Origin of the sequence: Streptomyces chryseus, from assembly GCF_014650755.1 — a bacterium.
In the GTDB taxonomy this organism is placed as follows: Bacteria; Actinomycetota; Actinomycetes; order Streptomycetales; family Streptomycetaceae; genus Streptomyces; species Streptomyces chryseus.
In genome coordinates, this window is record NZ_BMVO01000004.1 from 1 (window position 1) to 26,422 (window position 26,422).

The following is a 26,422-nucleotide window of genomic DNA, read 5'->3' on the forward strand; positions in this document are numbered from 1 at the left end:
CGAACCCGCACGGACTCATGGCGGCCCCGCCGGACGATCTGCTGGAGTCTTTGCCCCTTTTGATCAGTCAACCGCCGTGCTCGGACCGGCTCTGCCATCGATGGCCTCACTCTCAACAGCAATCACGTTGTCATCGAGAGTGAGGCCGACAGACCCTGGCACCCCGAACATCGACCGGCGTGTCACCCGACCCGGCGAACGTTCGTGGCCAACGCACTAGCTGGTCAGGGCGGGTTGACGTGGTTTCAGGTTCACTTGTTCGGTTGCTGCCTGGTTGGCGTAGTGCTTCTCCTCGTACTCGATCGGGCTGAGGTAGCCGAGTCGTTTCTGGATGCGGCGGGGGTTGTAGAAGCCGTCGATGTACTCGAAGAGCGCGAGGTTCGCCTCGGCGCGGGTGGCGAAGACGCGGCCGCGGATGCACTCGGTCTTGATGACCATCCACAGGTTCTCCGCGAGGGCGTTGTCGTACGAGTCGCCGACCGAGCCCATGGACGCCTGGATCCCGGCCCTGACCAGGCGTGTCGTGAGCTTCACGGACGTGTATTGACAGCCGTGGTCCGCATGATGAATGAGCTCACCGGGGGCGACTTCGCGGCTGGCCAGGGCGTATTCCAGCGAGGTCAGGACCAGGTCGGCGTCCGCGCGGGCGGAGGTTTCCCAGGCGACCACCCGGCGGGAGAACGCGTCGCGGATCGCGGGCAGCCACAGCGGGCCCTCGAGCGTCGTGACCATGGTCAGATCGGTGACCCACAGCCGGTTCGGCCCGTTCGCGGTGAAGTCGCGCTTGACCAGGTCAGGAGCGAGGACGGCGTCCGGGTCGCGGCGGGTGAAGCCCTTGCCCTTGCGGGGGCTGATTCCGGCGAGGCCGGCCTGGCGCATGAGCCGTTCGACGCGCTTGCGGCCGACGTGGACGCCTTCACGTTTGAGGACGGCGTGCACGCGGGGTGAGCCGTAGATTCCGCCGGACTCGTCGTGGACCTGACGGATCCTGCTGGTCAGCTCGGCGTCCTGGCGGTGCCGCTCGCACGGCTCGGTCTCGGCCTGGCGCCAGCGGTAGTAGGTGGAGGAGGGGATGGAAAGTTCCCGGAGTACAGGCTCGGCCCCCAGGTGCGGGTGCTCGTCGAGGAGCGCGGTCACCTGGGCCGGGTCGGGCCGAGCTGGGCCGCGAAAAAAGCCGAGGCAGTCCGCAGGACCTCGTTCGCCCGCTTGAGCTGGGCGTTCTCCTTGCGCAGGGCGGCGAGTTCCTCACGCTCGGCGGTGGTGAGCATGTCGTCGCGTTCGCCGGCGTCGGCCTCGGCCTGCCGGATCCAGTTGCGCAGGGCCTCGTGGTGCACGCCGAGTTCCTCGGCCATGCGGCGGATCACGGGCTTCGGCTCGGCGGTCCGGTACATCCTGACCGCACGCTCACGCAACTCCAGCGGGTATTTTCTCGGTGCGGGCATCGTCTGGGCTCCTCTCATGAGACCCATCTGGCCCTTTGTCACCCACCCCCGCATCTCGGGGGAACCTCAGAGTCGAGGGTTTCGAGGTTGATGATGTGGTCGAGCAGGAGCCGGTAGCGGCCTGCGAGGAGCTTTTCGGGCAGGTCGTCGACCTGGTTGAAGGCGAACCACCACAGGTGCGGTTGTCCGGGCTGGGGCATCATCCGCAAGTCGTTGAAGACCTCGCCGGGATGGCCGACCTCCCAGAAGGCGAGCTTGTTGGTGGCTTCGGGGTGGTTGGCGGCGAAGGCGTAGGCGACCATCGCGCCGATGTCCTCACCCGCGATGTTGACCTTCTCGTGCCGGAGGTGGCGGACGAGTTCGTAGACGTCGCGGGCCATCGTCTTCTTGTCGTAACCATCGGCGGGCTTGGCCGAGGCGCCCATGCCGCGGTAGTCGACGGCTATCACCTGGTAGTGCTCGGCGAGGGCGGGCATGACCTGGTGGAACTGCCACCACGTCTGAGGCCAGCCCGGCAGGAGCACCAAGGGCTCTCCCTGGCCGCCGGTCACGTAGTGCAGGCGGGTGCCGTTGACGTCGGCGTAGTGGTGCGCGAAGCCCTCGAGAGCTGGTTCGGTGATGGGGGTGGTGGTCATGTCTGTCTTTCGTTGTTCCCGGACAGCAGGGCGGTCCAGGAGGGGAAGTGTGCCGGCCTGGCGGGGAACCGCAGCACGAGCCGGTCGAGGCTGGTTTGTTCGCCGTCGCCGTACAGCTTCTGTCGGCGGCCTGGGCGGGGGCCGCGTCATGAGAAGGACCTGTCGGCGGGGTGGCCGCGTCGCCCGGGTCGGCGGGTGGGTGCCCCCGGGGGCGGCAGCGGGGTGTGCCGCGGGGGGCTCCTGCCCCGGACCGGCCGGTCCGGGGCAGGAGTGGCGCTCGGGGCTGGGGGGTGTGGAGTGTGGGGTTACTGCGGCATCAGGCCGGCGACGATGGGCAGGATCTTCTGCCCGTCGGGGCCGGTCCAGGACTCGGCGAGTTCGGCCAGGAGCTGGTTGATGGAGGTGATGGTGGCGCCGCCGTTCTCCATGCGGCGCAGGGCGACCTGGTCGGCCCGTCAGGCACATCACCTTCCACCACGCGTGCGGCTCGGCGTGCCCCTCACCCGCGGCCGGCCCCACCGGCTGCACCCGGTGCCGCAGCATCCACCGCGCCAGCCCACCAGACGGCTGAGCCCGCAGAGAAGAACTGTCCACCACCTCCGGCATCCCCGCCTGATCCGCTTCGCTCATATCCGCCATCAGCCCTTCCGACTCTTTTCAGCGCACGCGCACAACGGCTACGAGATAGGGACTCGCGACGATCATCGAGTATGGGCCTGCCGCCGACCCGGCCCCGCACCGCACAGGCCCGCTCCAGTACCCGCCCTGCCTCTGTGGCGGGCACTGCCCGCCATCCCGGCCACCGGTAACCGCACCTCAAGAACCCACGTCCAGCGGCGCAGCGCATCAGCGGAGAGCCCTGCAGCCGTCACCGTCCGCGTCGATCTGATGCAAGGTTCGTTCGATGACCGGCCGGACGGGTGAAGTGCTCCTGGGCCGCTGGGACCGCTCAGCCGGCGGCGAGGCCGACTTTGGTGTAGTAGCGCTCCAGGTGTGCCGGGTTCTGTGTAGCCAGGCCGATGTGACCGTCGGGGCGGATCAGGAACAGGCCCGTGCCGAGGGCCTGCGCCAGGGTGCCGCCGGTCACCTGCAGGGTGCGGACAGCCGGCGGTACGGGGGGCGGTGCGCTGTCCACTGCGAGCAGGGTGAAGTGGGGGCCTGCGAGCAGTTCGAAGAGCTGTCGTGGGGTGTCATGGGCGGCTGCGTCTGCCGGGGTGAAGGTGAGGTCGGGGGCGCGGTCACCAGCTTGGAGGACCGTGTGTGTGAGCTGTTCGCGGGCTTCGGTGCTCAGGGGACTGTCGCGGTAGTGGACCGGCAGGAGGGTGAGGCGCCCTCGGTGGCGGGCGCGCACGCGGCTTCCCTCGGGTTTGCGGCCGAGGCGGTAGAGCTGGGCGCTGATGTCAAGGACGTCGTGGGCGGCAGGGCGGCGTTCGGCGTCATAGCTGTCCAGCAACGTGTCGGGAGCGTGGTCGTGCAGGACTTGGCCTAGTTTCCAGCCCAGGTTGTAGGCGTCGTGGACGCCGATGTTCAGGCCTTGGCCGCCGCCGGGCGGGTGGACGTGCGCGGCGTCGCCCGCGATGAAGACCCGTTTGTCGCGGAAGCGTTCGGCCAGTGCTGTGCGGGGCTTGTAGGAGGAGGTCCACTGGACGTCGGTGACGGCCGTTGCGGGCAGGTGGGTGCGGGTGGCGATCAGTTCCCGGACCCGTTGCGGGCAGGGGTCGCCTTCCTCGTCGCCGACCGGGGTGGTGAGCTGGAACTGGTCGGTTCCGGGCAGCGGGCAAAGCAGTAGTTCACCGCCCGGCCCGTCTGGCCACGTGTGCCAGTGGTCGTGGTCCAGGCCGTCGACGCGGACGTCCGCGACCACCGCGGCGTGCAGTGCGCCGCCCTCGGTCTTCATCTTGATGCCCAGCGCCTCGCGGACGGTGCTGCGTCCGCCGTCGGCGCCGACCAGGTAGGGCATGTTCAGGGTGCGGCGGCTGCCATCGGTCTGTGTCAGCTCGGCCTGCACCAGTTGGTCGGTTTGATGCAGGGCCGTCAGCCGGGTGCCGTACTCCACCGCCCCGCCCAATGCCAGGAGCCGGTCCTGCAGGATCTGCTGCGTCCGCCATTGCGGCACCAGCCACTGCACCGGATACCGCGTCACGGGCGCCTGCGGATCGCGTTCCACCAACCGCCATTCGCCGTCTCGGCGGCCGTTGCGCCAGGTCTGCATGGGCGGAAGGGGCCTACCGGCCTCCCGCAGCGCGTCCATGACACCGATGTCGTCCAGGACCTCCTGGGTGCGCGGCTGCAGGCTCAGACCGCGTGAACCGCTGAACGGCCGGTCGGCCGCCTCGACGACGAGGGTGCATACGCCACGCCGGACAAGGTCGACCGCGAGGGCGAGGCCGGTCGGGCCGGCACCAACAATGAGAACGTCAACGGCGTCCCTTGACTCAGCTTGGGGAGAGGGGTGGGCGGGCATTACTCACCGCTTTCTGCCGTAGGCCACGGCCTGGAAGGAGTGCGGTTTCTTTGCGCACGTCAGCACGCAATGCGTTACGGGTCGGACCTTCCCGTTGATGGGGTGGCTTTGTCAGTCGGCAACCCGCGTGCACCCGCATGGCCGGACGACCCGCCCGGCACCCGGACGGTGCCCACCGCGCCGCCCCTGCCACTTCTACTCCAGCGACGGGCTGAAGTTCGATCCAATGTTGATCCATCCCGTGGACCAGGGCCCCATCACAAGGACGACCAGCCCCAGAGGCACCAGGAACTCGACGACAACCGCTGACGCGCACAACACCCGACGCTGCCGCACTCCCCCGGCCAGGCCCTTCAGCCGGCGTTTCCGCTGGTAGCGACGGTTCTGGCACGGAGCTGCGAGCGGGCTCCGTCATGGCCGTTGGGCCGCCGACGATCTGCCCCGGCGCCGTAGGAAAGGCGGCGGCCGCACGCTGCAGCGGCGGATAGACGCGGTGGTGGAGCTCTCGAGGAGCCTACGCCTCCAGCGCGGAGGGCGGGCAGGCCGTCGCGCTGCTCGACCAACGCGACATCGTCACGTTCTGTGACCGAATCGTCTGCAGGACAGGAACGGACAGCCAAGCGCACCCGAGCGCCTCTACATCGCGCGGCTGGAGGGCCTGGCGGACGAGCGACGGGTGGGGCGGCCTCCGTCCATCCTGCTCGACCAGGTCGAGGACGTCATCGTGGCGATGTTGGATTCCATTCCGGGAAAGGACACGCACTGGTCACGGGCGTCGGTGGCGGCCCGCCCCGGGCGGTCGAAGTCGACGATCGGGCGGATCTGGAAGAGGTCCGACCTCAAGCCGCACCTGTAGGGACGCCTTCACGCTCTCCACCGACCCGCAGTTCGTCGCGAAGGTTCTCGACGTCGTCGGGCTGTACCACCACCCGCCGGAGAAAGCGGTGGTGCTACGCGTCGACGAGAAGGCGCAGATCCAGGCGCTGGACCGGTCGCTGTGTCGGTCGACTCCAGAATCATCCGGGCCCGCCAGCACGCGGCCGGCGCCCAAGAAGGGGGCACCGCAGCCCGGTGCTCGGACGGTCCTGCGGCGGACTGACGATCAAGATCACCTCACCTGCGACGGCTGTCTCTCGGCGGGGCGTAGGACGCCTGATCAGTGTGCGGCTTCCAGAGCGGCGCGCCACACCGGGCTGTCCACGTAGTGGTTGTCGAAGTGCTCGGAGGACTCCGCGATCTCCTGCGGGCTCGCCTCCCCGCGCATCACCCGCCCGAGGAGCCGCAGGTAGTCAAAGCGCGGCATGCCGGGCGTGAAGACGAACAGCACGTCGGCCTCGGCGCCGGGAGCCGCCGCGAACGCGTGCGGCGTGTGCGGCGGCACGACGAGCAGGTCGCCCGCGTCGAGGGTCTTCACCTCGTTGTCGACCAGTACCCGCAAGGAGCCGCTGATGACGAAGAAGAGCTCGGAGGCACGGGTGTGGAAGTGGGCCGGGGCGCCCACCGCGCCGTTGGCGAACTGTGAGCGGTAGCTGGTGAGCGGGCTGCCGTCCGTGCCGCAGTCGGCCAGCAGCGTCATGACGCTGCTCGGGTCGCTGGTGGTCTCGGCGGACGCGGCGCGGGTCAGAACCGGCTTCAGTGCGGCGGTGTTCATGGTTCGTACTCCCTGCTGAGCTGTGACGACGGGCGTTTCCCGCGCTCTCTTGACTACGACTCTAGGCGGCCAAGAGACCGGCCACGGGGTGCATTTCGATGCGGGGATCATGGGTCAATCTGGCGGGGGGCGGGCGGCGATCGAGCCGTCGGCGGCGACGAGGCACGCATTCGCGGCCGACCGCTGGGCACAAGGGGCAGGTACGACGACCCACAGCCCGGAAAGCAGAGATGAGAGTGATCACGTGTCCTTCTCCAACCACCCCCAGGCCCCTGACGGTTACGCGCAGACCCACCACGACGCGGGGGTGAAGCGGAGCAACGGCCCGGCGGTCACCGCACTCGTCCTGGGTGTCGCGGCGCTCCTGCTCTTCTGGACCGTCTTCGGCGGCATCGTGCTGGGCCTGCTGGCTGTCGTCTTCGGCATCGTCGGCGCACGCAAGGCACGTGGGGGACGCGCGCCCCACGGCAAGATGTCGATCATCGGTGCGGTGCTCGGCGCGCTGGGTCTGATCGCCTCCGCGGTGATCATCGCGATCGGTGCGTCGATCCTCAACTCCGACGAGTTCAAGAACTTCGACGACTGCGTCCAGCACGCCGACACACAGAGCGAACGCGACGCCTGCGCGAAGGACTTCGACCGGGACGTGAACAACTGACGCACACGCGCCCGCGCGTGGTGGCTCGGCGGCGCTCCGGACGGTGGAGCGGGCGTACGACCGCCGACGCCCGAGCTTTCGTCGCCCGCCGATCCGCTGTGAGATCCGCGGGCGACAGGCTTGCCCCGGGCCGGGTCCTCCACGGCCCGGCTTTCGTGCGGGGCACCGGACCGCACCGGCCGGCTACGTTCCGTAGCGCTTGTGCACCTCAGCGGTGGCCGTACGCGCCAGGTGCCGGACGGGCACAATGGGACGCATGACGTCCGGTGTGCCGGAACCGTCGTACCGGCCGCCGATCGGGGCACACATGGGCCATGACCTTTGGTGCGAACGGGCGTGGTGACGCGATGAACCAGGAATCAGGCAGCGGGAACGGGGCCGACGGGCTGCTGGACGGCCTGACCGTGGACGAGACCAGGCCGGAACAACCGGTCCTGCTGGACGCCACCGGGCAGTCGATCAAGACGTGGCGGGAGAACTATCCGTACGACCGGAAAGTCGGCCGGCGGGACTACGAGCGCCGCAAGCGGGTGCTCCAGATCGAGATGCTGAAGCTGCAACGGTGGGTCAGGGAGACCGGTCAGCGGCTGATCGTCATCTGCGAGGGCCGGGACGCCGCGGGCAAGGGCGGCACGATCCAGCGCTTCACGGAGCGGCTCAACCCCCGAGGCGCCCGCGTGGTGGCCCTGGAGAAGCCGACCGAGCGGGAGGCGTCGCAGTGGTACTTCCAGCGGTACGCCGCGCATCTGCCCTCGGCGGGCGAGATCGTCTTCTTCGACCGCTCCTGGTACAACCGGGCCGGTGTGGAGCGCGTCATGGGCTTTTGCACACGTGAGGAGTACGAGCGGTTCCTCGGGCAGTGCCCGGCCTTCGAGCGAATGCTGGTCGACGACGGGATCCTGCTGGTGAAGTTCTGGTTCTCGGTGTCCCGGGCGGAGCAGCGCACCCGGTTCGCCATCCGGCAGGTCGACCCCGTACGGCAGTGGAAGCTCTCGCCGACCGACGTGGCCTCGCTGGACCGGTGGGACGACTACACCGCCGCCAAGATAGACATGTTCCGGGCGACCGACACCGCGTACGCGCCGTGGACGGTGGTGAAGAGCAACGACAAGCGGCGCGGCCGGCTGGAGGCCATGCGGAGCCTCCTGTCGCGCATCGAGTACGCCAGCAAGGATGCCGAGGCGGTGGGGAAAGCCGATCCGCTGATCGTCGGCGCCGCCGACACCCTGCTGGAGCCCGGCGAGGAGCCCACCAGCCTCTCCCCCACGCCCCTGGTCCCCCACAGCACCGGTCCGGGGGCGCATCCCCCCGCCTCCTGAGCCGCCCGTGGCCGCGGCGGGCACAAGCCCGGGTCGGGGCGCTGGAGCTGCCGCAGGTGGTCACGCAGGGTGCGGGCGACGTGCGCCATGAGGGCGTCCGCACCGGGCTGCGTACGGGCCGCGACGCGTGACGCCGTGAGGACGGCGACAGCGAAACCTCCGACGGTGAAGCCGCCGTACTCGCTGACGCTGACGAACGCGCGACACGCTCCCACCAGATCCACGGCCCGCACGCTGTGCCAGTTCGGCATGGAACGGCGCCGGAGCGTATTGGACCGCATGGCGCCCGAGGGCGAAGGTGGACGGGTTCCGGCAATCAGGACCACGCACCCGGACGGCGCCGTGTCGCTCGCTCCGTCCCGCCACGCACCCCGCCCGCGGGGCGCCCCTCGGAGGTTTGGACCATGCAGTCCGCGCAGCCCCAGCAGTGCAAGCAGTCCGCGCGTCCGATGCGGCGCGCCCTCCTCGGCGCGCTCGCGACGCTCTCCCTCGTCCCGCTGGTGGCCTGCGGCCAGGGCGACTCCCCGGCCTCGCCGGCTCCCTCGTCCCCCACTTCGCCGGCGGCGGGGCCGAGCGCGACGGCGAAGCCGTTCGTCCGCGAACTCAAGGCCCTTGAGCGGAAGTTCGACGCGCGGCTGGGGGTGTACGCCGTCGACACCGGCACCGGGCGCGAGGTGGCCTACAACGACAGGGAGCGTTTCGCCTACGCCTCGACGTTCAAGGCGCTGGCCGCCGGCGCCGTGTTGCGCACGTACACCTTGAGCGGGATGAACCAGGTGGTCACGTACTCCGAGGACGATCTGATCGCCCACTCCCCCGTGACCGAGAAGCACGTCGGCACCGGGATGACCCTGCGCGAGCTGTGCGACGCCGCCGTCCGGTTCAGCGACAACGCGGCGGCGAACCTGCTGCTGGACGCGCTCGGCGGCCCGAAGGGCCTGGACGCCCATCTCGCGCGGATGGGCGACGACGTCATCCGCATGGAACGCCGGGAGCCCGAGCTGAGCCGCTGGGCGCCGGGCGACACGCGCGACACGAGCACGCCGCGCGCGATGGCCGAGGACCTGCGCGCGTTCGTCCTCGGAGACGTCCTCGGCAAGGACGAACGCGCACAGCTCACGACGTGGCTGCGGACCAACACCACCGGGGACGAGACCATCAGGGCCGGGATGCCCGAAGGCTGGGTGGTCGGCGACAAGACGGGAACCGGGAGCGGCTACGGGGCCCGCAACGACATCGCCGTGGTGTGGCCCCCCGGCTCCGCTCCGATCGTCGTGGCGATCATGTCGAACCGCGACGAGGAGGACGCCGGACACGACAACAGGCTGATCGCGCAAGCGGCGTCCGTGGTCGCCGCGACGCTGGCGTAGCGGGCGGCGCGGGCGCTGGGCGCCAGCCGGCGGCAGCCGGCGGCAGCCGGCGGCAGCCGACACGCCGGCCGATGCCGCGGGGCCGTCGGACGATTCTTCGCGCATGTGCGCCCGGTTCAGGGGCAAGTGGGGGCACATGACGCGACCACTGGGGTGGCGGTGACGGAAAGGCTGGACATGACCGGGATCTGGAACTACCTGCCGGGGCTTGAGCGGATGGCCGACGAGGACCTCACCGGCTACGCCGTGGAGGCCGTGGACGGCAGCGTGGGCAGCGTGGACAGGCAGTCGGAAGTCCCCGGGTACGACCACCTGGTCGTGGACACCGGCGTCTGGGTGTTCGGCAGGAGCGTCGTCATCACCGCCGGCCTCGTGACCTCCATCGACAGGTCCGCTCGTGTCATCCGGGTGGCCAGGACCAAGGAGGACATCAAGCAGGCCCCGGCCTTCGAGCACGACCAGGACACCAGCAGCACCCGCTACCTCGACGAGCTGGGCGCCTACCACTCGCCCGTGGCCGTGCGGTAGTCGAGTGCGCGGCGGCGGGAGCGCACCGCGCCGGGCGGTCAGGCGGGCTGGTCGCTGTAGCCGCAGATCCAGGCCAGGGCGTCGTGCACGCCCCGGATGTAGTCCCGGGCGTCTCCCTGGGTGGTGGCGTCGTCCAGCTGGACCACCGAAGCGTCCACCTCGGCGGTCAGCAGCGGCAGCCCGGGGAAACCCTGGGCGGCGCCCGTCCCGGTGATCGGGGAGCGGTCGGTACGGCCGAGGGCCCAGGTGTAGGCTGCGGCCGCCCCGGCGGCGAACTGCGGAGCACCGCCGTGGCCCGCCTGGTCCTTGAGCGCCAGATCGATGTCGGTGTGGGTGCGTACGCCGACGAGCGGGGTGTCGTCCGGTCGCGCGGTATGGGGGGTGGTCATGTCAGTCGCCTTCCCTGTTCGGCTGCGGAGGACCCAGGGCCTGGGCGGCCTCATCGGGACCGTGGTGCACGGACACCGCCGCGAGACCGGAACTCCGTGCCGCAACTCCATGGTCGTCTCACCACGCCAGGAACACGTGGATCTCCTTTCCGCCCGGCTCCCGCACCACACCGACCTCACGGGAGAGCGCCTGGATGAGGTGCCAGCCGATCCCCCCGGCCCCGCGTGCCGGATCACAGGAGCGTGGCACGGGCGGAGCGGGATTGGTGTCGCCGACACACACGTGCATGCCGTCGAAGGTACTGCGCATGTGCAGGACGAAGGGGCCGGGGGCGTACTGCACCGCGTTGGCCGCCAGCTCCGAGACCGTCAACAGGATGTCGTCCCGGCTCTCGCGCTCCGAGGGCGGGTACTGGCTGGTCAGGTCGTCGAGGAAACGCTCCGCTGTCAGGCGTGCGGCGGTGACGTCGCCGACGTCACCGCGGAAGCGGGCGGTCACGGTCTTGGAGCGCGGAGAAATGCCGCCGTCGTGGAACGGCCCGGTCACCATCGCACCCTCCTGCCTCATTTCTCCGCGTGCTCTCTTCGGGTCGTACCCGCGCCTTCCCAGCCACTGTGGACGTACTCCCCCGAGGCGGCCCCGAGGCGCACCCTTCGGGCGAGTCCACGGCAAAGCGGCCCGGGGAGGACACCTGGTGGTGAGCGCTTCGGCCGGCACCTCCGCTCACCTCGTGACCGACGTTACCCCGCAGCACATACCTGTTCTGCTGCCTCGCGGGCCGCCGCCACGTTTGACCGGCGCGTCAGCGGTCAGACGTAGGGCGTCCACTTGCTTGAACGGAAGCCTGAACGGAAGGACGTGAGCGCTGTGGCTGGGGACGAAAAGGCGAAGTCGAAGGCCGAGCAGGCCAAGGGCAAGGCCAAGGAGGCCGCCGGGCGTGCGGTAGGCAACGAGTCCGTGGAAGCCGAAGGGCGAGCCGAGCAGACCAAGGGCGACGCGCGCCAGGCGAAGGAAAAGATCAAGGACACCTTCAAGCACTGACTCTCGACGCATGACGTCTGCCAGGGCCCGGCATCCCCTCCGCCGGGCCCTGACTCATGAGCCCGTTCCGCGTCGCCGAGCCCTCTCCAGCCGCCCGTGCGACGCATTGGGGCGCCGGTGGCACGCCAGTCCGGCAGGTCGCTCGATCGGTGATCCGCAGCGCGTCGCCGGACAGCTCCGGTCAGGCTCCCCAGGGGACACGGGGTGACCACCCCGTCCACCCACGGCAGCCGGACACCGGTCGTGCCGGACGCGGGTGGCCGAAGAGCAAGGGGGGACAACGGCATGAGCTGGGATACGGGACCGGAGTGGGGCCGGCCACGGCACAGTGACGCGGTGCTGCTGGCAGCCGGGATGGCGGATCTCGCGGCGGGAGCACCGGGCAGCGTTCTGGGCGGGCTGCGCGGGCTGCTCCGCCGTTCGGACGTGGCCGACCCGGCCGGTGAGGGGCAGCAGGAGATCAAGGCGCGCGGCCGCCTGGTCCTGGACCGTTACGCCTCGGGCCCACCGGCGCACCTTGAGGTACTGGCCCGGCAGGTGACCGCCCGACGCAGTGGCGCTGCCGATGTCCGAATGGGCTGATCAGGCCGCCTTCAAGGCCCGCGTGGACCAGGTGCTGCACCAGTTCGCCCAACGCGAAGCCGACCGCCTGGTCGACATCGACGCCGAGCTCGCGCCAGTGGCCGAGCAGCTCCAGGTCGCCACGGCGCACGGAAAGCGGCTGCGCGCGGCGTTCTGCTACTGGGGCTGGCGAGCGGCCGGTCAGCCGGACGGCGACGCCGTGGTGCGGGCAGCGGCCTCGATGGAACTGGTGCACGCTGCAGCCGCCGTGCACGCCGACCTCGTCGACCGGAGCGAGGTCCGGCACGGGCTGCCCAGCGTCCACGTGGCCCTGCGCGGCGCCACGGCCGCCGGACCGCGCCCGAAGGCCGCCGCCAGGTCGCTGGCCATGCTGGTGGGCGATCTGCTGATGTCCTGGGCCGGGCAGCTCTTCACCACCTCCGGTCTGCCGGCCGCGTACCTCTCCCGGACACGGCCGTTGTGGGCCGTGCTGGCCCGCGAGCTGGTGGAACACCTGAAGAAGGACTACGACGTCGCCTCCACCGTCCCGCGAAGCCGTCGCTGGACCCCACCCGCCCCACGAGTCCCGCACCCGTAAGCGCCCGACACCCGTCCCACGGCCGGCAGCGAGGGGCACAGCACGGATCCGGCCCGGCGAATCGGCAGCGCGCTGAAGGCTGCCGGGACGCCGCTGCGCGGTCGGGGCGCGCCGCACGGCTGTCGCTGCGCGGACCCCGTCCGCGTGCCCGGCGTCATGTGGTCCGGCCCCCCGAGCGGCCGGCGGAGGACCACCCCTGGCGCCGCAGTCGCTCGAACCCGTCCAGGAGGAGATCCAGCGCGAACTCGAACTCGAACTGGTCGTCGCACCCCTGGCCGACCACGGACCCCTCGTCGTGGGCCACCGCGCCGGCCAGCTCCCTCACGTACGGGTACTCCCCCGCGTCCTCCTGGGGCCGGGCCGGCCGCGTTCGCGGGTCGGGACCAGGCGAGGCGTCGAACAGTTCCTGCGTGAAGCCCATCATGCGGCTGCCCAGCGCGTGCATCGCATGGTGGGTCAGATCGACGGAGAAGCCACCGGTCCTGAACATGCCGATCACGGAGTCCATGTAGGCGAGCACGGCCGGCGTCGGGCCGCTGCGCGTCCGGATCACTTGGGCCGCCCAGGAGTGTCCGACGAGAGCGCGTCGCGCCGAGAGGATCCTCCGGCGTACCGCGCTCTTCCAGTCGGCCCCCGCGACCGGCGGTTCGATCTCGCCCACGACGACATCCACCATGCCGTCCAGGAGTTGTTCCTTGTTCGCGACGTGTTTGTAGAGCGCCATCGGCACTACGCCCAGCTCCTGCGCGAGCTTGCGCATGCTGAGGGCTTCGATGCCGATGTCGTCGGCGAGCACGACGGCCGCCCGCAGCACCCGGTCCCTGGTCAGAGGGGTTCGGCGTGCCGCCTTCGTCTGCTCTGCCATCTCGCCGTCAGCTCCCTCGTGATCCGTCGTGTCTGTGGCCCGGGTTGACGAGTGTACGGCGTACACCTACCGTGGACCTTCGGTGTACGCCGTACACCTTTCATATGGGGGTGGGTCCTGGTGATACCGACCAGAAGAACCGCGGTCGTCGCAGGCGTGTTGTTCCTCGTCACCGAGGCCGCCGCGATCGGCGGGCTCGTGCTGTACGGACCCGTGCTGCAGGACGCCGACTACGTCGTCGGTTCCGGCGCCGACTCGCGGGTGTTCCTCGGCGCACTGTTCGAGATGGTTCTGGCGGCGGCCGTCGTCGGCACGGGCGCCGCGCTGTACCCGGTCCTCAGGAAGCAGAACGAGGGAGCGGCGCTGGGATACGTGTGCGCCCGCCTGCTCGAAGCGGCCGTCATCGTCGTCGGCATCATCAGCGTTCTGTCCGTCGTGACGCTGCGGAGGGACTTCGCGGGAGCGGCCGGCAGCGATGCCGCCTCGCTCGTCACAGCCGGCAGGACACTGGTGGCCTTCCACGACTGGGCGTTCCTCATCGGACCCAACTTCGCCCTGGGCGCGAACTCGCTGGTCCTGGCGTGGCTGATGTACCGCTCCGGCCTCGTCCCACGGGTCATCGCCGTGCTGGGGCTCGCCGGAGGCACGCTGATCTGCGCCTCGGCGACCGCCGTGCTGTTCGGGGTGTACGAGCAGCTCTCCGTGGCGGGGTCGGTCGCGGCGATCCCCGTCTTCGCGTGGGAGGTGAGCCTTGCCGTCTGGCTGATCGCCAAGGGGTTCAAGCCGTCTCCCCTCCTCGACACGGCACCCCGAGGAGAGGAGCCGCACCGCTCGACCGTCGGGTGACGGGTCGTCGCGTCCTCAGGCGCGCCGCGAGAAAAATACGGACAAGGCTGGCGTTTCGGCGTGCGTGAGCGGTCCATGGTGGGCGACGGTGGACCAGCCCTGAGCCGCGTACGTCCGCGCCCTCGGTCGGCTGCGGCCGCACCGAGGGCGCTGCGTTCGAACGGACTCGCCGCGTTTCCGAGGAGACTCTCCATGAACTGGACACTCGAAGTCGTCCCGGTCCCTGTCACCGACATGGACCGCGCCAAGAAGTTCTACGCCGAGAAGGCCGGCTTCCGCGTCGACCTCGACGACGAGGTCGCACCCGGCATGCGCATCGTCCAGCTGACGCCGCCCGGTTCGCGATGCTCGATCGCGATGCTGGAGGGCATGCCCGCCGCACCGGGCACGAAGACGATGGCTCCGGGCACTTTGCAGGGCCTTCAGGTCTGTGTCACCGACATCGAGGCGGCCCGGGAGGAGTTGGTGGGCCGCGGCGTGGACGCCTCCCCGATCCGGCACGTCGGTGCGACGGGCTGGGAGGACGGCAAGGGCGAGACCTGGAACTCGTTCATGTCCTTCGAGGACCCGGACGGCAACGGCTGGGTGGTCCAGGAGGCCCCGTCCGAGCTGTCGGAACGCTGACCGGCCGCCTCGCCGTACAGACGTAAGTGATCCACTCACGTACGTCACGCGGTGGTGGTCCCGTCGCCGCGCGCCGCCCGCGTCAGCCGGTCGGTCACCAGGGCGAGCGGGGGCCAGTTCAGGCGGCCGCGTCGGGCGACGGCGTACGCCCGCAGCTCGATGTCGGGCGCCGTGAGCGGGACGATGCGTACGTCGGGGAGCACGGCGGTGTCCAGTGGCAGCAGGCCCACGCCGAGGCCCGCCGTGATCATGCCTTGCACCAGGTTCAGGCTGTCGGCCTGGTGCGTGACGCGCGGGACGAAGCCGGCCATCGAGCCCAGCGTGCGGATGACGGACTCGTCGGCGGTGTTGCGCGAGTTGACGATCCAGTCGTGCTCGCGGAAGCGGTGGACGATGTCCAGCGCCGTCCCCTGCCCGGCGTCGGTCCGCGCGGGCACGCCCAGGCCCCACCGGGCCGTCCACAGCGGCGTGGCGCGCACCGCGGGGTCCTCGGCGGCCGGCGCGAGGTTGTAGTCGTACGTGAGCGCCAGATCCGCCTCGTCCGTCGCCAGCAGGGACAGCGCTTCGGCGGGTTCGTGCTCCCGGATCAGGACGTGGAGCCGCGGATGGCTTACCGCCAGGTCGCCGACCAGCGGCAGCAGGTAGGAGCGGATGGCGGTGCCGAACCCGGACACCCGCAGGGTGCCGTTGGGCTCCGCCCCGGGAGTGAGGTCGAGGTACGCCGCTTCGACGGCGGCGAGGATCGTCACGGCGTGTTCGGCCAGCCGTCGGCCCGCAGGGGTGAGCCGGACCCGGCGCCCGTGGGGCTCGATCAGCGCCGTGCCCATCTCCCGCGCCAGAACGGCGATCTGCTGGGACACCGTCGAGGTGGTGGTGTTCTGCGCCTCGGCCACCGCCCGCATCGATCCCAGTCGGGACAACTCCACCAGCAGGTGCAACCGTCGTGTCTCCATCACTCCATTGTTCAGGATTTCCGAACAGAGTGTCCATGATCGGCACGTGGACACGGACGATGGTCAAGCCCTCTACTGGGGCCCATGAGCCCGCTGACCTCCCTGAACAACTCCGGCGCCGTCCGTCCCCGCCTGCGCGGCGCCGAGGGCGGAGCCCTGATGACGTTCGCGTCCATGTCGAGCATCCAGCTCGGGCTGGCGCTGTCGGTCACCCTGCTCGACCAGCTCGGAGCCCTGGGCACGACCGGTCTGCGCCTCGCCTGGGCGGGCCTGCTCCTGCTCGTACTGGTGCGTCCGCGTCCCCGCGACTTCACCGGCCGGGACCTGCTGGCCTGCACCGTGCTGGGGGCGGTGACCGCCGGGATGATGGTGTTCTTCATGCTCGCCGTCTCGCGACTGCCGCTCGGCACCGCCAGCGCGCTGGAGTTCCTCGGCCCGTTGGCCGTGTCCTTGTTCGGGCCGGGCGGCGGGCGCAAGCGCTGGACCGCCGCGGCGGCTGTCGGGGTGGTGCTGCTGACCGAGCCGTGGGACGGCGGCATCGATGCCGCGGGAGCGGGTTACGCGCTGGCCGCGGCGGCCTGCTGGGCCGGGTACATCCTGCTGACCCAGCGCGTCGGCGACAGTGTCACCGGTCTGAGCGGCCTGGCCCTCTCGATGCCCGTCGCCGGTGTCCTCGGCCTGCTCCTCGCCGCACCGTCCGACCTGGTCCACGTGACGTGGAAGCTGCTCGGCCTCATGCTCGGACTGGCCGTACTGAGCGTCGTCCTGCCGTTCATCCTCGAATTCCTCGCCCTGCGCCGCCTGACCACCTCCGCGTTCGGCACCCTGATGAGTCTGGAGCCCGCCATCGCGCTCCTGGCGGGGCTCCTGGTGCTCGGCCAGGTACCCGGCGTGCTGCCCGCGCTCGGCGTCGTGTGCGTCGTGATCGCCGGCATCGGCGCCACCCGCACCGGCGCCCGCGTCTCGGAGGCAGCCGACGTCCCGAACGACGACGACAGCCTCAGCGCGCCGTTCCCCGCCAACGCGTCCCGTAGCGGCTGAGTCATCGACCCGGACCGCCGCTCCTCAGAACGTGTTGCTCCGGCGGCGGCTGAACGGCCTGCCGTCGGGGTCGACGAGCAGGCGGTAGAGCGGCATGGCGAGCGCCTTCTCCGGCTGCGAGAGGTCCGGGGGACGGTACGTGCGAAGACGCCCGGGCGGCCTCGGCCCCCGGCAGCCGCCGTCGTGCCAGGCGTCCAGGGCGGCCGCACCCGCCGCGAAGGCGTCGAAGGCGCCCACCGGGTCGCACAGGGCGTCCGGCGCGTCAGGCGCCTCGGGTTCCTCCTGGTCCAGGTGCTCGCGCGAGAGCTCCAGTCGCAGGTCCCTCGCGAAGGTGCGCGCGCCGTCCCCGAGGCCGCCGGGATCGCGCGGCTCGCGCGGGTCGGTGCTCCCGTCCAGGACGGCGCAGTCCAGTTCCGAGTCGTGCGTCCAGGAGCGGAGGTTGATGTTGTCGGAGCCCACCGAGGCCCACACGTCGTCGATCACGCACACCTTCGCGTGCACGTACACCGGTGTCCCGGCATGGTTCTCCAGCCCGTACACCGCCACGCGCCCCTCGCCCCCGCGACGCAGCTTCTCCAGGGCCGTGATCCGGCCGACCAGGTTCATCGGCAGGCTGAACCGGCCGTCCTGCTCGGGGACGGAGGGGATGACCGCGACGAGACGCAGACGGGGGTTCGCGGCCAGCGCCTCGGCGAAGAACTTCACCACGTGCGGAGACCACAGGTACTGGTCCTCCAGGTAGATGAGCGCACGAGCACGCCGCAGCGCCTTGAGGTAGCCGCGCGCGATGCTGCGCTCACCGTCGGGAGCGAAGTCGTAGCCCCGCAGCAGGCGGTTCGGATACGTGCGCAGCACTTGGACGGTGTGCCTGCCGCGCGGCTCGGGGTCCGGCAGCTGGGGCGGCAGCGTGTCGGCTTCGGTGTCCTCCCGGTGCATCCGCTCCCGCAGACGGGTCAGGGGGCTGCGGCTGAGCGGTGCCGGGTCGTCCCACCGTTCGCGGAAGCACGCCTCGATGTCGCCGACGGCGGGACCGCGCAGGGCGAGCTGGATGTCGTGCCACGGCGGGTGCGGTCCGTATGCGGCGGAGATGGGCTGGGCCTGCGGGTCACCGCGGTGGGTGGCGTCGTCGTTGCGGTTGTGGCACAGGTCGGTCCCGCCGACGTACGCCACGTCGAGCTCGGGGCGGCCGGGATGCCGCAGTACGACGAGCTTCTGGTGGTGGGAGCCTCCCGGACGCACCCGCATGTCGAGCAGGCACTCGCCGCCCCCCGCTTCGATCTCCTCGCCGAGGTGACGGTTCTCGGTCTCGCTGAACTGGAGTCGGTCCAGGTGGGAGCGCCACACCAGCCCTTTGACGATCACGCCGCGCTGTGCCGCCTCGCTCAGGACGGCGCCGACTTCGGTGCCCGGGCCGGCGAGGCGCTGGTCGGGGTCGCCGCGCCAGTCGGTGAACAGGAGCAGGTCACCGGCGCGCTGCGCGCGGATCCCCGCGAGGAGCTCCGCGAAGTACGTCGCGCCGTGGACCAGGGGCCGCGCGTCGTTGCCGTCCGACCAGGCCACGCGGTCCGGTCGGCGGCTGTCCAGGCGGGTCGCGGAATTGCCGCGTTCGCCGGCCGTCAGGAGCCAGTCGGTGTGTTCCACGGCAGGGGCCCTCCGTCCGTACGGGGCTGCGTACGCCTGCACGCGGTGCGGGTACCCGGTTCCCGCCCGCTCACCCGGTACCGGCGGCGCCCAGGGTGCCGGGCTGATCGCCGGCGGCACCGAGGACGAGCTTCGATAGGTCCTCCGGGGCGCCCCGGAGGACGTTGTGCCCGGACTCCACGGCGTGCGTGCGCCGGGCGGGGTCCTCGTTCACGCGTTCGTACACCGGGGTGAACGGTGAGGTTACGGGCCCGCCCGACGGTCGTCGTCGTGGTCGCTCCTGGGCGGCAGAGGCGCCACCTCCTGGAGAGTACGGACCTCACCGTGGACCGCATCGCCACCGAGGCGGGCCTCGGCACCGGCGCTTCGCTGCGCCGGCACCTGACGGCCGTGATCGGCGTGTCCCCGACGGCCTGTCGCCATACGTTCCGTACGGCGTCCCGCTCCCCCGCCTGACGGCGGGGAGGGCGACGTGTCGTGGCGGGGCGGCGGAGCGACCGGTGGCCTTTCCCGGCAGGCCCGCCGCGTCGTCGCCCCGGTCGCAGGCAGCCCCGCCACGGGCGCCGCCGTGCGCGGGTGCGGCGGGGGCGAGACCGGCTCAGGACGGCGGAGCCTGCAGGGGGTGAGCGGCGAGCGCCTGGGCGGTGGTGTGCAGGTTGGCGGCCATGGCCCGGCCGGTCTTGTGGGCCCAGTCGTGCCCGCGTTCGTCGTCGAGGTAGTCCGGACCGGCGCCCGGGCCGAGGTGCCAGTACGTCCATGCCTGGCCGGGGATGGTGTAGCCGATGTCGCCGAGGGCTCCGCCGATCTCGCTGATGACATGGTGGGCGCCGTCCTCGTTCCCGGTCACCACGACGCCGGCGACCCGGTTGTACGCCACCGGCCGGCCGTCGTCGTCGGTCTCGGAGAGCATGGCGTCCATCCGCTCCAGCACCCGCTGCGCGACCGAGGACGGCCGGCCGAGCCAGGTCGGGGACGCGATGACGAGAATCTCGGAGTTCAGCAGCTGCGCGTGGACGCGCGGCCAGTCGTCGCCCTCGCCCATGTCGGACTTCACCCCGGGCAGCAGGTTGAGGTCCACCGCCCGTACCGACTCGACGCTCACCCCCCGTGACACGAGTTCCGCGGTGACCACCTGGGCCAGGGCCTCGGTGTTCGACGGCTGCGGGGACGGCTTCAGAGTGCAATTGATCAAGAGAGCTCGCATGCTCGCTCGACTGCCCGGCAACCCCGCGCGTACACCGCCGCACCACACCATCGCTCCTACGACTACTTGGCCGCCGCTTCCTGCTTCCGGGTGGTGGCCGGCTCGCCCGCGTGCTTCTCGTGACCGACGGCCGTCAACGCGCACCGCCCCTCCCGGCAGGAGCGCCGCAGGCGTCCCCTCGACACGGTCTGCACCAGTCCGATCGTCCAGCACATCGGGCACCCGCGCAGCGCCATCGCCCCGGCCGGGAGCAACAGCAGGCTGACCGGTCCGACCACCGGAATCAGCGCGACGGAGCCGATCAGGCCGCCGAACCCCACCACGCCCCGGGCGAGATGTCGGGGCAGGGACGAACTCGCGAAGTCGGGGTTCTCAGCCTTCGTTCCCATCGGTGTTCCCTTCAGGAGTCGCGTCGGGTGCGGCACCCAGCATGTGGCGGACGGCGGCGCGGGCCCGGTGCAGACGCGACTTCATCGCGGCCGTACTCAGTCCCAGGGCATCGGCGACCGTGCGTCCGCTGTGACCCTGGATGTCGCGCATGATCAGCACGCGTCGCTGGTCGACGGGCAGCGCGGCGACCGCCGCCGCCACCCTGCCCGCCTCCAGGCGCAGCAGAACCTCCTCCTCGGCCGAAGGCGCGAAGCCGTCCCACGGCGGTGTGCGGTCCCGCGCCATCGCCCGCGCGCGCCGCAGGCACTCGTTGCGGACGATGCGGAACATCCACGACGCGAGAGCGCCGGACGCCCGCAGCGTCCCGATCTTCCGGTACAGGATGATCAGTGCTTCCTGCGCCGCGTCCTCGGCGTCCTCAGGGGTGGCGCACAGGGAGCGGGCGAACCGCCGCACGTTCGGATGCGAGCCCGACACCAGCGCCGTGATCGCGTCGACGTCACCCCGCTGCGCGGCGACGACCAGCAGTTCACCGGGCCAGGACGACTCAGCCACGGGCCCGGCCCCGTCTGCGCAGTACGACGTACCCACAGGTGCAGAGCAGCACGGCTCCGACGGCGACAGCGATTCCGACGATCACGGCAACCTCCATTTCACGTCCCGGCGTTCTGCCGACACGGTGATAAGAGGCGCGGGGCCGCCCAAAGGATTCCCGGCACCATGAGCCGGGCGGTACGGGCGGGGCAGAGGACGCACGAGGTGGGCGGGCGCTGATGTGCCGCCACGCGGCGCGGAGCGTCCGTCTTCGCTGCCGCCGGTTTCGCATGCGCGCTCTCCGGCAACCCATAGACAAGCGATCAGCCGGGCACGACCCGGAAACCACCGGAGGAAGGGCGCACCATGGGACGCGAGGACGCTGCCGGCCCCGACAGCGGCAGTGACATGAGGGCGATGACGTACTCGGCCTTCGGGGGTCCGGAAGTCCTCTCGGAGACCCGGCAGCCGCGCCCCAAGTTCGGCCCCGGCGAGATCCTCGTGCGCGTACGGCGCGCGGCGGTCAACCCGGTCGACTGGAAGATCATGGCCGGCGGGCTGGAGAGCCTGATGGACACGGTCTTCCCCGTGATCCCCGGCTGGGACGTCGCCGGGGTCGTCGAGCAAGTGGGTATCGACGTGCCCGAGTTCGCGGTGGGCGACGAGGTCATCGCCTACGCGCGCAAGGACTACGTGCACGGGGGCACCTTCGCCGAGTTCGTCACCGTCCCGGTGCGGGCCCTCGCCCGTCGGCCCGCGTCACTGACCTGGGACCAGGCGGCGGGCCTGCCGCTGGCCGGTCTCACGGCGTACCAGGTGCTCAAGCGCCTGGGCGCCGGCCCGGGTGACACCGTACTCGTCCACGGGGCCGCCGGCGGAGTGGGTTCCCTGGGCGTGCAGATCGCCCGTGCGCTCGGCGCCAGGGTCATCGGCACCGCCTCCCCCGCCAATCACGACCGGCTCCGCGAGCTCGGCGCGGAGCCCACGGCGTACGGCGAGGGAGTCGTCGAGCGCGTCCGCAAGCTCGCACCGGACGGGGTCGACGTCGTCGCGGACTTCGTCGGCGGGGTCCTGGACACCACGCTGGCCGTCCTGAGCGAAGGCGGCCGGCACGCGTCGGTCGCGGACAACTCCGTCGTCGGAGCCGGCGGGCAGTGGATGTGGGTACGGCCGAACGGCGACGACCTGACCGAGCTGGGAGCGCTCGCCGACGCGGGAAAGCTGGCGGTGCCGGTGGCCCGGACCTTCCCCTTGGAGGAACTCGCCGACGCTTTCGCGTTGAGCCAGTCCGGGCATGTGCACGGAAAGATCGTCGTGGCCGTCTGACCCCTCTCCCTTCCTCCCGCACCGAACATGGCCGGTCGTTGCCTTATCCCCGGACCTCCTCCTGACGCACAGTGAAGTCTCAGTTGTGCCGTCGGAGTTGGGAAGTCGGGTGTCGTCCACCGCCGGACGCCCCGGTAGCGGTGAGAACGAGCGGCTGGACCGAGGAGGGGCCATGGCCGGTGTTCGGTGGCGCGCGCCCGGAGTTGCCGCCCGCGGGCCGGACCGTGTGCCGTGGGCGTACTCCACCGCCGTGGTGTGCGCGGTGGTCTTCACCGGGGCGATGGGGCTGCTCCCCATGCTGGGCGTGGGCGGGCAACTGCACCACCCGGCAACCGCCTTGGCGGCGTACTGCGCGCTCCTGGCCTTCGTCGGTTTCCACGCGCGGCCCCGGGTGATACCGCTCGCCGCCGTCGTGTGCTGGCTTTGCTACGACGGTTTCGTCGTCCACCAGCACGGAGAGCTGGACTGGGACGGTCTCGTCGACGTCTACAGGCTGGCGGCCCTCGCGGGGGCGTCCCTGCTCGGCACGACGGCTGCTTCCGTCAGTCACGCGATCGGTGTCCGCCGCGCGTGACCGGACTCCTGAAGTGACTTGCCCGTCCGCGGCGGACGCCACATGGCGAAGGCAAGGAGCTCAGCCGCTCCTTGCCACTCTCAACATATAGCGCACCGGGGGCCTTGCGGCAAGACCCCCGTCGTACCGCAGAATGCTCGTCCAAGGCCAGGACCAGCGGAAATGACGCACCCGAGGCGCGCATGCGTGTCTTTCGACGTAGGGGTCGCGCGGGAACGTCGAACCGTTGGTGGCCTCGCGGTGCGGTTGCAGGGGTTCGGCGCGAAGGCGCGCGTGGGCCGTCCACCGGACCGCGCGGAGCGACTGGCCGGACCATCCAATCTCTTGAACGGGCTTTTGATGATTGACGTGATCGTGGTCGGCGGCGGACCGACCGGCTTGATGCTGGCCGGTGAGTTGCGACTGCACGACGTGAACGTGGTCGTGCTGGAGAAACTGACCGAGCCTACCCAGCAGTCCCGCGGCCAGGGCCTGCACACGCGCAGTGCCGAGGTGATGGACCAACGCGGCATCCTGGACCGGTTCCTGGCGGTCAGTGAGAAGTTCCAGGTCGGCGGTCTTTTCGGCGGCATCATGAAACCGTGGCCGGATCGACTGGACACGGCTCACCCGTTCGGCGTCGCCGCCTCGCAGCCGGTCACCGAGCGGCTGCTCAACGAGCGTGCGCTCGAACTCGGTACCGAGATCCGGCGCGGCTGCGAAGTCGTCGGAGTGAGCCAGGACGAGGACGGGGTGAGCATCGAGCTGGCGGACGGCACGCAGCTGCGCTCGCGTTACCTCGTCGGGTGCGACGGCGGCCGCAGCGCGGTGCGCAAGCTGATCGGCGTCGATTTCCCGGGTGAGCCCGCCAAGGTCGAGACACTGCTCGGCGACATGGAGGTGACCGAGGACCCGGCGACGATCGCCGCCGTCGTCGAGGAGGTCCGCAAGACCCAACTGCGGTTCGGTGTCGCCCCCGGCAAGGACGGGGTGTGCCGCGTCGTGGTGCCCGCCGACGGCGTGAGCGAGGACCGTACGGCCGAACCGACCCTCGAGGAATTCAAGCAGCAGCTGCGGGCGGTCGCCGGTACCGACTTCGGCGTGCATTCTCCGCGCTGGCTCTCCCGGTTCGGCGACGCCACCCGGCAGGCCGAGCGCTACCGGGTCGGCCGGGTGTTCCTTGCCGGCGACGCGGCGCACATCCACCCGCCGACCGGCGGGCAGGGGCTCAACCTCGGCGTGCAGGACGCGTTCAACCTCGGCTGGAAGCTGGCCGCCGCTGTCGACGGCTGGGCGCCGGAAGGGCTGTTGGACAGCTACCACGTCGAACGGCACCCGGTGGGTGCCCGCGTGCTGGACAACACCCGTGCGCAGATCACGCTCCTGGGGACCGACCCGGGCGCGACGGCGCTGCGGGAACTGTTCTCGAAGCTGATGGACTTCGAGGAGGTGAACCGGTACGTCACCGGGATGATCACCGCGGTCGACGTACGCTACGACTTCGGCGAGGGCCACGAACTGCTCGGGCGGCGGTTGCGGGACGTGAGACTGAAGCAGGGGCGCCTCTACGAGCTCATGCGCGACGGCCGCGGGCTGCTGCTCGACCAGACCGGCCGGCTCTCGGTCGAGGGCTGGGCGGATCGGGTCGACCACGTCGTCGACGTCAGCGAGGAACTGGACGCGCCGGCGGTGCTGCTGCGGCCGGACGGCCACGTGGTGTGGGTAGGTGAAGACCAGCAGGATCTGCTCAGCCGGCTTCGGCAGTGGTTCGGCGCCCCCGTGGGCTGAGCGCGCGGGTACGGCGCGAAGGGCGGTCCGGCGCCGACCCCCACCGGCTCGAAGCAGGGCGGCCCCGGGCCTCGGCCGCCCTGCTTCGCGATGGTCATGAGGGAACAGCCGAGGCCCTGCGGCGCCCAGAGGACGAGTGGTCGGCCCATGGTTCCCTCGGCCCCGGGGCCGTGCTTCAGGTAGTACCCCGCTCTTCCCCGCCCGTCACGGTCGACACCCGTGGCGGGCGCGGTCCGTCGTGGGGCGCGCAGCGCCGCAAGCGCACAGCACCGGCTGCCGCCACCGCGCGCTCCGCAGGGGCCGCAGCCGCCCGGGCGGCCGAGTTGCGTTCAACCTTTCAACGAAACCTCGGAGTCTCCCCACATCACGTAACGGCTCACCTCCCTGCTCCCTCCCGGGGCACGTCCCCGGCCACGTCCCGGGTCACGAAACAGTCGCACCCTGCCGCACCCCTTCCGGAGATGACACGTGTCACCTACCCTCCCCTTCAGCACGCTTCGTGGCCTGCTTCTGCGGCCGCCGGAGTGCGCCCGTCCAACCCACAGCACTTCGCTGCTTCCACCTGCTTCATTGCCTGGCACGCTCTCCAGGGGGCCCACCCATGACTCATTCACTTCCTGAAGGTGCACTTCCCGAAGGTGCGAGACCGGTACCAGCCGCTGTTCCTGGCACTGGCGCCCCGTCCGTCGCGCCCGACGAAGGTTCACTTCGTCTGCTGCAGGTCACCCTGCCGGTCGCGAACGTCGCGCTCTATCTGCTCTGGCTCGGTGTCGGCAGCTTCCTGCTGCCGATCCAGGTCGCGCGGATCACCGGCACCAACGACACCGCCGCCCTGTCCGCCGCCAGCACCATCGGCGCGATCCTCGCCACGGTCGGCAACCCCGTCTTCGGCCAGCTGTCGGACCGCACGCGCTCCCGCTACGGGCGCCGGGCGCCCTGGATCCTCCTGTGCGCGCTGCTCGGCGCGCTCGCCCTCGTGGCCCAGGCCCAGGCGGCGGGCATCGCCGCGCTGGGGCTCAGCTGGGGTGTCGTGCAGTTCATCATGAACGGTTACCAGGCCGCCCTGACCGCCGCCATGCCGGACCGGGTGCCGGCCTCCCGGTACGGCACGTTCTCCGCCCTCGTCGGCCTGGGAGTACCGCTCGGTACGATCGTCGCCGCGCTCGTCATCGGCGGCGTACCCGGCACCAAGTTCGGTAGGGACGGCGTCATCGGCGGTTTCGGCGGACGGTTCGCCGGCGAGAACGGCTACTACCTGATCGCCGCGATCGTGGTCGTTGCCGCGATCTTCTTCACAGTCCTCTCGCCCGACCGGGACGCACGGCAACTGCCCCGCGAGCGCTTCGAACTCAAGGCCTTCTTCGGCAACTTCTGGGTCAGCCCCCGGCAGCACCCCGACTTCTGCTGGGCGTTCGTGTCGCGACTGGGCGTAATGCTCGGCTACTTCGTCGTCCTCACGTACAACATGTTCCTGCTGGCGGACCACATCAAGATCCCGCAGCACGACCTGCTGCCGACCGTCGGCTTCCTGATGATCGTCAACGCGCTGTGCACGGTCGCCGCCTCGGTTCTCATCGGGCCGCTCGCCGACCGAACCGGCCGCGTGAAGCCCTTCGTGCTGGCGTCCGGAGTCCTCGCCGCGCTCGCGCTGACACTGCCGATGATCTCGCCCACGGAGGATGGCATGCTGGCGTACAACATCGTCGGCGGCATGGCGTTCGGCGCCTATCTCGCCGTCGACATGGCCCTGATCACCAAGGTGCTGCCGCGTACGGCGGACGCCGGCAAGGACATGGGCGTCATCAACATCGCCAATGCCGGGCCGCAGATCCTCGCACCGACCGTCGCCGGCTGGATCGTCGCCGCAGGCGGCTACGAGGCGCTGTTCCCCATGGCCGCCCTGGTCTCCCTCGTCGGCGCGCTCGTCGTACTGCGCGTACGTGGCGTCCGCTGACCCCGCTGCCCCCTTCCGGTACCGCGCGCACGAGCCGGCCGGCACC

General features: G+C 70.8%; 30 protein-coding genes and 1 pseudogene. 15 read left to right on the forward strand and 16 right to left on the reverse strand.

The window, feature by feature from the left end; all coding sequences use genetic code 11:
• Nucleotides 1–216: 216 nt before the first annotated feature.
• From IE185_RS08895 to IE185_RS08920, 7 genes are all read right to left on the reverse strand, one after another.
• On the reverse strand, nt 217–1,137 hold the full coding sequence (locus tag IE185_RS08895; RefSeq protein WP_138899373.1) for an IS3 family transposase: 921 nt from the start codon (nt 1,135–1,137) through the stop codon (nt 217–219).
• The gene (locus IE185_RS08900) at nt 1,134–1,442 is read right to left on the reverse strand and encodes a transposase (protein WP_170198446.1); all 309 of its coding nucleotides are present in this window, start codon (nt 1,440–1,442) and stop codon (nt 1,134–1,136) included. Before IE185_RS08900 ends, IE185_RS08895 begins: the two co-directional genes overlap by 4 nt.
• Before the next feature lie 38 nt (nt 1,443–1,480).
• A complete protein-coding gene (locus IE185_RS08905) occupies nt 1,481–2,077 on the reverse strand; it encodes an alpha/beta fold hydrolase (protein ID WP_138899375.1) in 597 nt (198 codons plus the stop codon).
• 305 nt (nt 2,078–2,382) lie between these two features.
• Nucleotides 2,383–2,505, reverse strand: coding sequence for a hypothetical protein (locus IE185_RS33625; RefSeq protein WP_268246658.1), 123 nt, complete (start codon nt 2,503–2,505; stop codon nt 2,383–2,385).
• Nucleotides 2,506–3,026: 521 nt separating this feature from the next.
• Entirely contained in the window at nt 3,027–4,541 is a 1,515-nt protein-coding gene (locus IE185_RS08910; RefSeq protein WP_189714952.1) for an FAD-dependent monooxygenase, read from the reverse strand.
• A 636-nt stretch (nt 4,542–5,177) separates the two neighbouring features.
• On the reverse strand, nt 5,178–5,384 hold the full coding sequence (locus IE185_RS33030) for a hypothetical protein (RefSeq protein WP_229843409.1): 207 nt from the start codon (nt 5,382–5,384) through the stop codon (nt 5,178–5,180).
• A gap of 313 nt (nt 5,385–5,697) precedes the next feature.
• Nucleotides 5,698–6,192, reverse strand: coding sequence for a cupin domain-containing protein (locus IE185_RS08920; protein WP_138898859.1), 495 nt, complete (start codon nt 6,190–6,192; stop codon nt 5,698–5,700).
• Between the two features lie 244 nt (nt 6,193–6,436).
• Here IE185_RS08920 and IE185_RS08925 point away from each other — a divergent pair, with 244 nt between their 5' ends.
• The 4 genes from IE185_RS08925 to IE185_RS08940 all read left to right on the forward strand — a co-directional run bounded on the left by IE185_RS08925 (nt 6,437) and on the right by IE185_RS08940 (nt 10,067).
• Nucleotides 6,437–6,850 (forward strand): DUF4190 domain-containing protein, encoded by a 414-nt coding sequence (locus tag IE185_RS08925; RefSeq protein ID WP_138898858.1) that lies wholly within the window; start codon nt 6,437–6,439, stop codon nt 6,848–6,850.
• A gap of 347 nt (nt 6,851–7,197) precedes the next feature.
• Nucleotides 7,198–8,169, forward strand: coding sequence for a polyphosphate kinase 2 (ppk2, locus tag IE185_RS08930; RefSeq protein ID WP_189714954.1), 972 nt, complete (start codon nt 7,198–7,200; stop codon nt 8,167–8,169).
• A gap of 404 nt (nt 8,170–8,573) precedes the next feature.
• Nucleotides 8,574–9,539 (forward strand): class A beta-lactamase, encoded by a 966-nt coding sequence (bla, locus tag IE185_RS08935; RefSeq protein WP_229843410.1) that lies wholly within the window; start codon nt 8,574–8,576, stop codon nt 9,537–9,539.
• Nucleotides 9,540–9,716: 177 nt separating this feature from the next.
• The gene (locus tag IE185_RS08940) at nt 9,717–10,067 is read left to right on the forward strand and encodes a hypothetical protein (RefSeq protein WP_189714956.1); all 351 of its coding nucleotides are present in this window, start codon (nt 9,717–9,719) and stop codon (nt 10,065–10,067) included.
• A gap of 38 nt (nt 10,068–10,105) precedes the next feature.
• On the opposite strand, the gene IE185_RS08945 is transcribed toward IE185_RS08940, so the two are convergent.
• Nucleotides 10,106–10,456 (reverse strand): hypothetical protein, encoded by a 351-nt coding sequence (locus tag IE185_RS08945; RefSeq protein WP_138898477.1) that lies wholly within the window; start codon nt 10,454–10,456, stop codon nt 10,106–10,108.
• Nucleotides 10,457–10,574: 118 nt separating this feature from the next.
• Nucleotides 10,575–11,006, reverse strand: coding sequence for an ATP-binding protein (locus tag IE185_RS08950; RefSeq protein ID WP_138898478.1), 432 nt, complete (start codon nt 11,004–11,006; stop codon nt 10,575–10,577).
• A 318-nt stretch (nt 11,007–11,324) separates the two neighbouring features.
• Between IE185_RS08950 and IE185_RS08955 the strand changes: the two genes are divergently transcribed.
• From IE185_RS08955 to IE185_RS08965, 3 genes and pseudogenes are all read left to right on the forward strand, one after another.
• Nucleotides 11,325–11,498, forward strand: a complete 174-nt coding sequence (locus tag IE185_RS08955) for a CsbD family protein (RefSeq protein ID WP_138898479.1) — start codon at nt 11,325–11,327, stop codon at nt 11,496–11,498.
• A 285-nt stretch (nt 11,499–11,783) separates the two neighbouring features.
• Nucleotides 11,784–12,080: a polyprenyl synthetase gene (locus IE185_RS08960; RefSeq protein ID WP_138898480.1), complete on the forward strand. Its 297-nt coding sequence runs from the start codon at nt 11,784–11,786 to the stop codon at nt 12,078–12,080.
• Nucleotides 12,064–12,567, forward strand: a pseudogene (locus IE185_RS08965) (polyprenyl synthetase family protein); the annotation flags it as partial. The gene IE185_RS08960 and the pseudogene IE185_RS08965, both read left to right, overlap by 17 nt.
• Before the next feature lie 244 nt (nt 12,568–12,811).
• Here the strand turns inward: IE185_RS08965 and IE185_RS08970 are convergent.
• Nucleotides 12,812–13,522: a TetR/AcrR family transcriptional regulator C-terminal domain-containing protein gene (locus IE185_RS08970; RefSeq protein ID WP_138894704.1), complete on the reverse strand. Its 711-nt coding sequence runs from the start codon at nt 13,520–13,522 to the stop codon at nt 12,812–12,814.
• Nucleotides 13,523–13,642: 120 nt separating this feature from the next.
• Here IE185_RS08970 and IE185_RS08975 point away from each other — a divergent pair, with 120 nt between their 5' ends.
• The gene (locus IE185_RS08975; protein ID WP_138894705.1) at nt 13,643–14,368 is read left to right on the forward strand and encodes a DUF4386 domain-containing protein; all 726 of its coding nucleotides are present in this window, start codon (nt 13,643–13,645) and stop codon (nt 14,366–14,368) included.
• A 192-nt stretch (nt 14,369–14,560) separates the two neighbouring features.
• Entirely contained in the window at nt 14,561–14,992 is a 432-nt protein-coding gene (locus IE185_RS08980; protein WP_138894706.1) for a VOC family protein, read from the forward strand.
• A 44-nt stretch (nt 14,993–15,036) separates the two neighbouring features.
• Here IE185_RS08980 and IE185_RS08985 read toward each other — a convergent pair whose 3' ends face one another.
• Nucleotides 15,037–15,945 (reverse strand): LysR family transcriptional regulator, encoded by a 909-nt coding sequence (locus IE185_RS08985; RefSeq protein WP_138894707.1) that lies wholly within the window; start codon nt 15,943–15,945, stop codon nt 15,037–15,039.
• A gap of 84 nt (nt 15,946–16,029) precedes the next feature.
• On the opposite strand from IE185_RS08985, the gene IE185_RS08990 reads away from it, so the two are divergent.
• Nucleotides 16,030–16,986, forward strand: coding sequence for an EamA family transporter (locus tag IE185_RS08990; RefSeq protein WP_229843411.1), 957 nt, complete (start codon nt 16,030–16,032; stop codon nt 16,984–16,986).
• 24 nt (nt 16,987–17,010) lie between these two features.
• On the opposite strand, the gene IE185_RS08995 is transcribed toward IE185_RS08990, so the two are convergent.
• Nucleotides 17,011–18,627 carry a phospholipase D family protein gene (locus tag IE185_RS08995; protein WP_138894708.1) on the reverse strand — a complete coding sequence of 539 codons (1,617 nt, stop codon included), beginning with the start codon at nt 18,625–18,627 and terminating at the stop codon, nt 17,011–17,013.
• Nucleotides 18,628–18,697: 70 nt separating this feature from the next.
• Nucleotides 18,698–18,853 carry a hypothetical protein gene (locus IE185_RS09000; protein WP_170198274.1) on the reverse strand — a complete coding sequence of 52 codons (156 nt, stop codon included), beginning with the start codon at nt 18,851–18,853 and terminating at the stop codon, nt 18,698–18,700.
• A 44-nt stretch (nt 18,854–18,897) separates the two neighbouring features.
• Between IE185_RS09000 and IE185_RS09005 the strand changes: the two genes are divergently transcribed.
• Nucleotides 18,898–19,083 (forward strand): hypothetical protein, encoded by a 186-nt coding sequence (locus IE185_RS09005; RefSeq protein ID WP_211362551.1) that lies wholly within the window; start codon nt 18,898–18,900, stop codon nt 19,081–19,083.
• Nucleotides 19,084–19,225: 142 nt separating this feature from the next.
• Here IE185_RS09005 and IE185_RS09010 read toward each other — a convergent pair whose 3' ends face one another.
• The 3 genes from IE185_RS09010 to IE185_RS09020 all read right to left on the reverse strand — a co-directional run bounded on the left by IE185_RS09010 (nt 19,226) and on the right by IE185_RS09020 (nt 20,776).
• Nucleotides 19,226–19,831: a flavodoxin family protein gene (locus IE185_RS09010; RefSeq protein WP_167518889.1), complete on the reverse strand. Its 606-nt coding sequence runs from the start codon at nt 19,829–19,831 to the stop codon at nt 19,226–19,228.
• A gap of 62 nt (nt 19,832–19,893) precedes the next feature.
• Nucleotides 19,894–20,220: a hypothetical protein gene (locus tag IE185_RS09015; RefSeq protein WP_229843412.1), complete on the reverse strand. Its 327-nt coding sequence runs from the start codon at nt 20,218–20,220 to the stop codon at nt 19,894–19,896.
• The gene (locus IE185_RS09020; protein WP_138894710.1) at nt 20,204–20,776 is read right to left on the reverse strand and encodes an RNA polymerase sigma factor; all 573 of its coding nucleotides are present in this window, start codon (nt 20,774–20,776) and stop codon (nt 20,204–20,206) included. Before IE185_RS09020 ends, IE185_RS09015 begins: the two co-directional genes overlap by 17 nt.
• 387 nt (nt 20,777–21,163) lie before the next feature.
• Between IE185_RS09020 and IE185_RS09025 the strand changes: the two genes are divergently transcribed.
• The 4 genes from IE185_RS09025 to IE185_RS09040 all read left to right on the forward strand — a co-directional run bounded on the left by IE185_RS09025 (nt 21,164) and on the right by IE185_RS09040 (nt 26,376).
• On the forward strand, nt 21,164–22,081 hold the full coding sequence (locus IE185_RS09025; RefSeq protein WP_138894725.1) for an NADP-dependent oxidoreductase: 918 nt from the start codon (nt 21,164–21,166) through the stop codon (nt 22,079–22,081).
• A gap of 172 nt (nt 22,082–22,253) precedes the next feature.
• Nucleotides 22,254–22,655 (forward strand): hypothetical protein, encoded by a 402-nt coding sequence (locus tag IE185_RS09030; RefSeq protein ID WP_138894711.1) that lies wholly within the window; start codon nt 22,254–22,256, stop codon nt 22,653–22,655.
• A 339-nt stretch (nt 22,656–22,994) separates the two neighbouring features.
• Nucleotides 22,995–24,422 (forward strand): rifampin monooxygenase, encoded by a 1,428-nt coding sequence (gene rox, locus IE185_RS09035; RefSeq protein WP_138894712.1) that lies wholly within the window; start codon nt 22,995–22,997, stop codon nt 24,420–24,422.
• 601 nt (nt 24,423–25,023) lie between these two features.
• The gene (locus tag IE185_RS09040) at nt 25,024–26,376 is read left to right on the forward strand and encodes an MFS transporter (RefSeq protein WP_138894713.1); all 1,353 of its coding nucleotides are present in this window, start codon (nt 25,024–25,026) and stop codon (nt 26,374–26,376) included.
• Nucleotides 26,377–26,422: the final 46 nt, after the last annotated feature.

Coding starts and splice junctions, on each gene's coding strand:
- IE185_RS08900 (WP_170198446.1), bottom strand. CDS start 1,442: ATGCCCGCACCGAGAAAATACCCGCTGGAGTTGCGTGAGCGTGCGGTC.
- IE185_RS08905 (WP_138899375.1), bottom strand. CDS start 2,077: ATGACCACCACCCCCATCACCGAACCAGCTCTCGAGGGCTTCGCGCAC.
- IE185_RS33625 (WP_268246658.1), bottom strand. CDS start 2,505: ATGGAGAACGGCGGCGCCACCATCACCTCCATCAACCAGCTCCTGGCC.
- IE185_RS08910 (WP_189714952.1), bottom strand. CDS start 4,541: ATGCCCGCCCACCCCTCTCCCCAAGCTGAGTCAAGGGACGCCGTTGAC.
- IE185_RS08920 (WP_138898859.1), bottom strand. CDS start 6,192: ATGAACACCGCCGCACTGAAGCCGGTTCTGACCCGCGCCGCGTCCGCC.
- ppk2 (WP_189714954.1), top strand. CDS start 7,198: ATGAACCAGGAATCAGGCAGCGGGAACGGGGCCGACGGGCTGCTGGAC.
- bla (WP_229843410.1), top strand. CDS start 8,574: ATGCAGTCCGCGCAGCCCCAGCAGTGCAAGCAGTCCGCGCGTCCGATG.
- IE185_RS08940 (WP_189714956.1), top strand. CDS start 9,717: ATGACCGGGATCTGGAACTACCTGCCGGGGCTTGAGCGGATGGCCGAC.
- IE185_RS08945 (WP_138898477.1), bottom strand. CDS start 10,456: ATGACCACCCCCCATACCGCGCGACCGGACGACACCCCGCTCGTCGGC.
- IE185_RS08950 (WP_138898478.1), bottom strand. CDS start 11,006: ATGGTGACCGGGCCGTTCCACGACGGCGGCATTTCTCCGCGCTCCAAG.
- IE185_RS08960 (WP_138898480.1), top strand. CDS start 11,784: ATGAGCTGGGATACGGGACCGGAGTGGGGCCGGCCACGGCACAGTGAC.
- IE185_RS08970 (WP_138894704.1), bottom strand. CDS start 13,522: ATGGCAGAGCAGACGAAGGCGGCACGCCGAACCCCTCTGACCAGGGAC.
- IE185_RS08980 (WP_138894706.1), top strand. CDS start 14,561: ATGAACTGGACACTCGAAGTCGTCCCGGTCCCTGTCACCGACATGGAC.
- IE185_RS08985 (WP_138894707.1), bottom strand. CDS start 15,945: ATGGAGACACGACGGTTGCACCTGCTGGTGGAGTTGTCCCGACTGGGA.
- IE185_RS08990 (WP_229843411.1), top strand. CDS start 16,030: ATGAGCCCGCTGACCTCCCTGAACAACTCCGGCGCCGTCCGTCCCCGC.
- IE185_RS09010 (WP_167518889.1), bottom strand. CDS start 19,831: ATGCGAGCTCTCTTGATCAATTGCACTCTGAAGCCGTCCCCGCAGCCG.
- IE185_RS09015 (WP_229843412.1), bottom strand. CDS start 20,220: ATGGGAACGAAGGCTGAGAACCCCGACTTCGCGAGTTCGTCCCTGCCC.
- IE185_RS09025 (WP_138894725.1), top strand. CDS start 21,164: ATGAGGGCGATGACGTACTCGGCCTTCGGGGGTCCGGAAGTCCTCTCG.
- IE185_RS09030 (WP_138894711.1), top strand. CDS start 22,254: ATGGCCGGTGTTCGGTGGCGCGCGCCCGGAGTTGCCGCCCGCGGGCCG.
- rox (WP_138894712.1), top strand. CDS start 22,995: ATGATTGACGTGATCGTGGTCGGCGGCGGACCGACCGGCTTGATGCTG.
- IE185_RS09040 (WP_138894713.1), top strand. CDS start 25,024: ATGACTCATTCACTTCCTGAAGGTGCACTTCCCGAAGGTGCGAGACCG.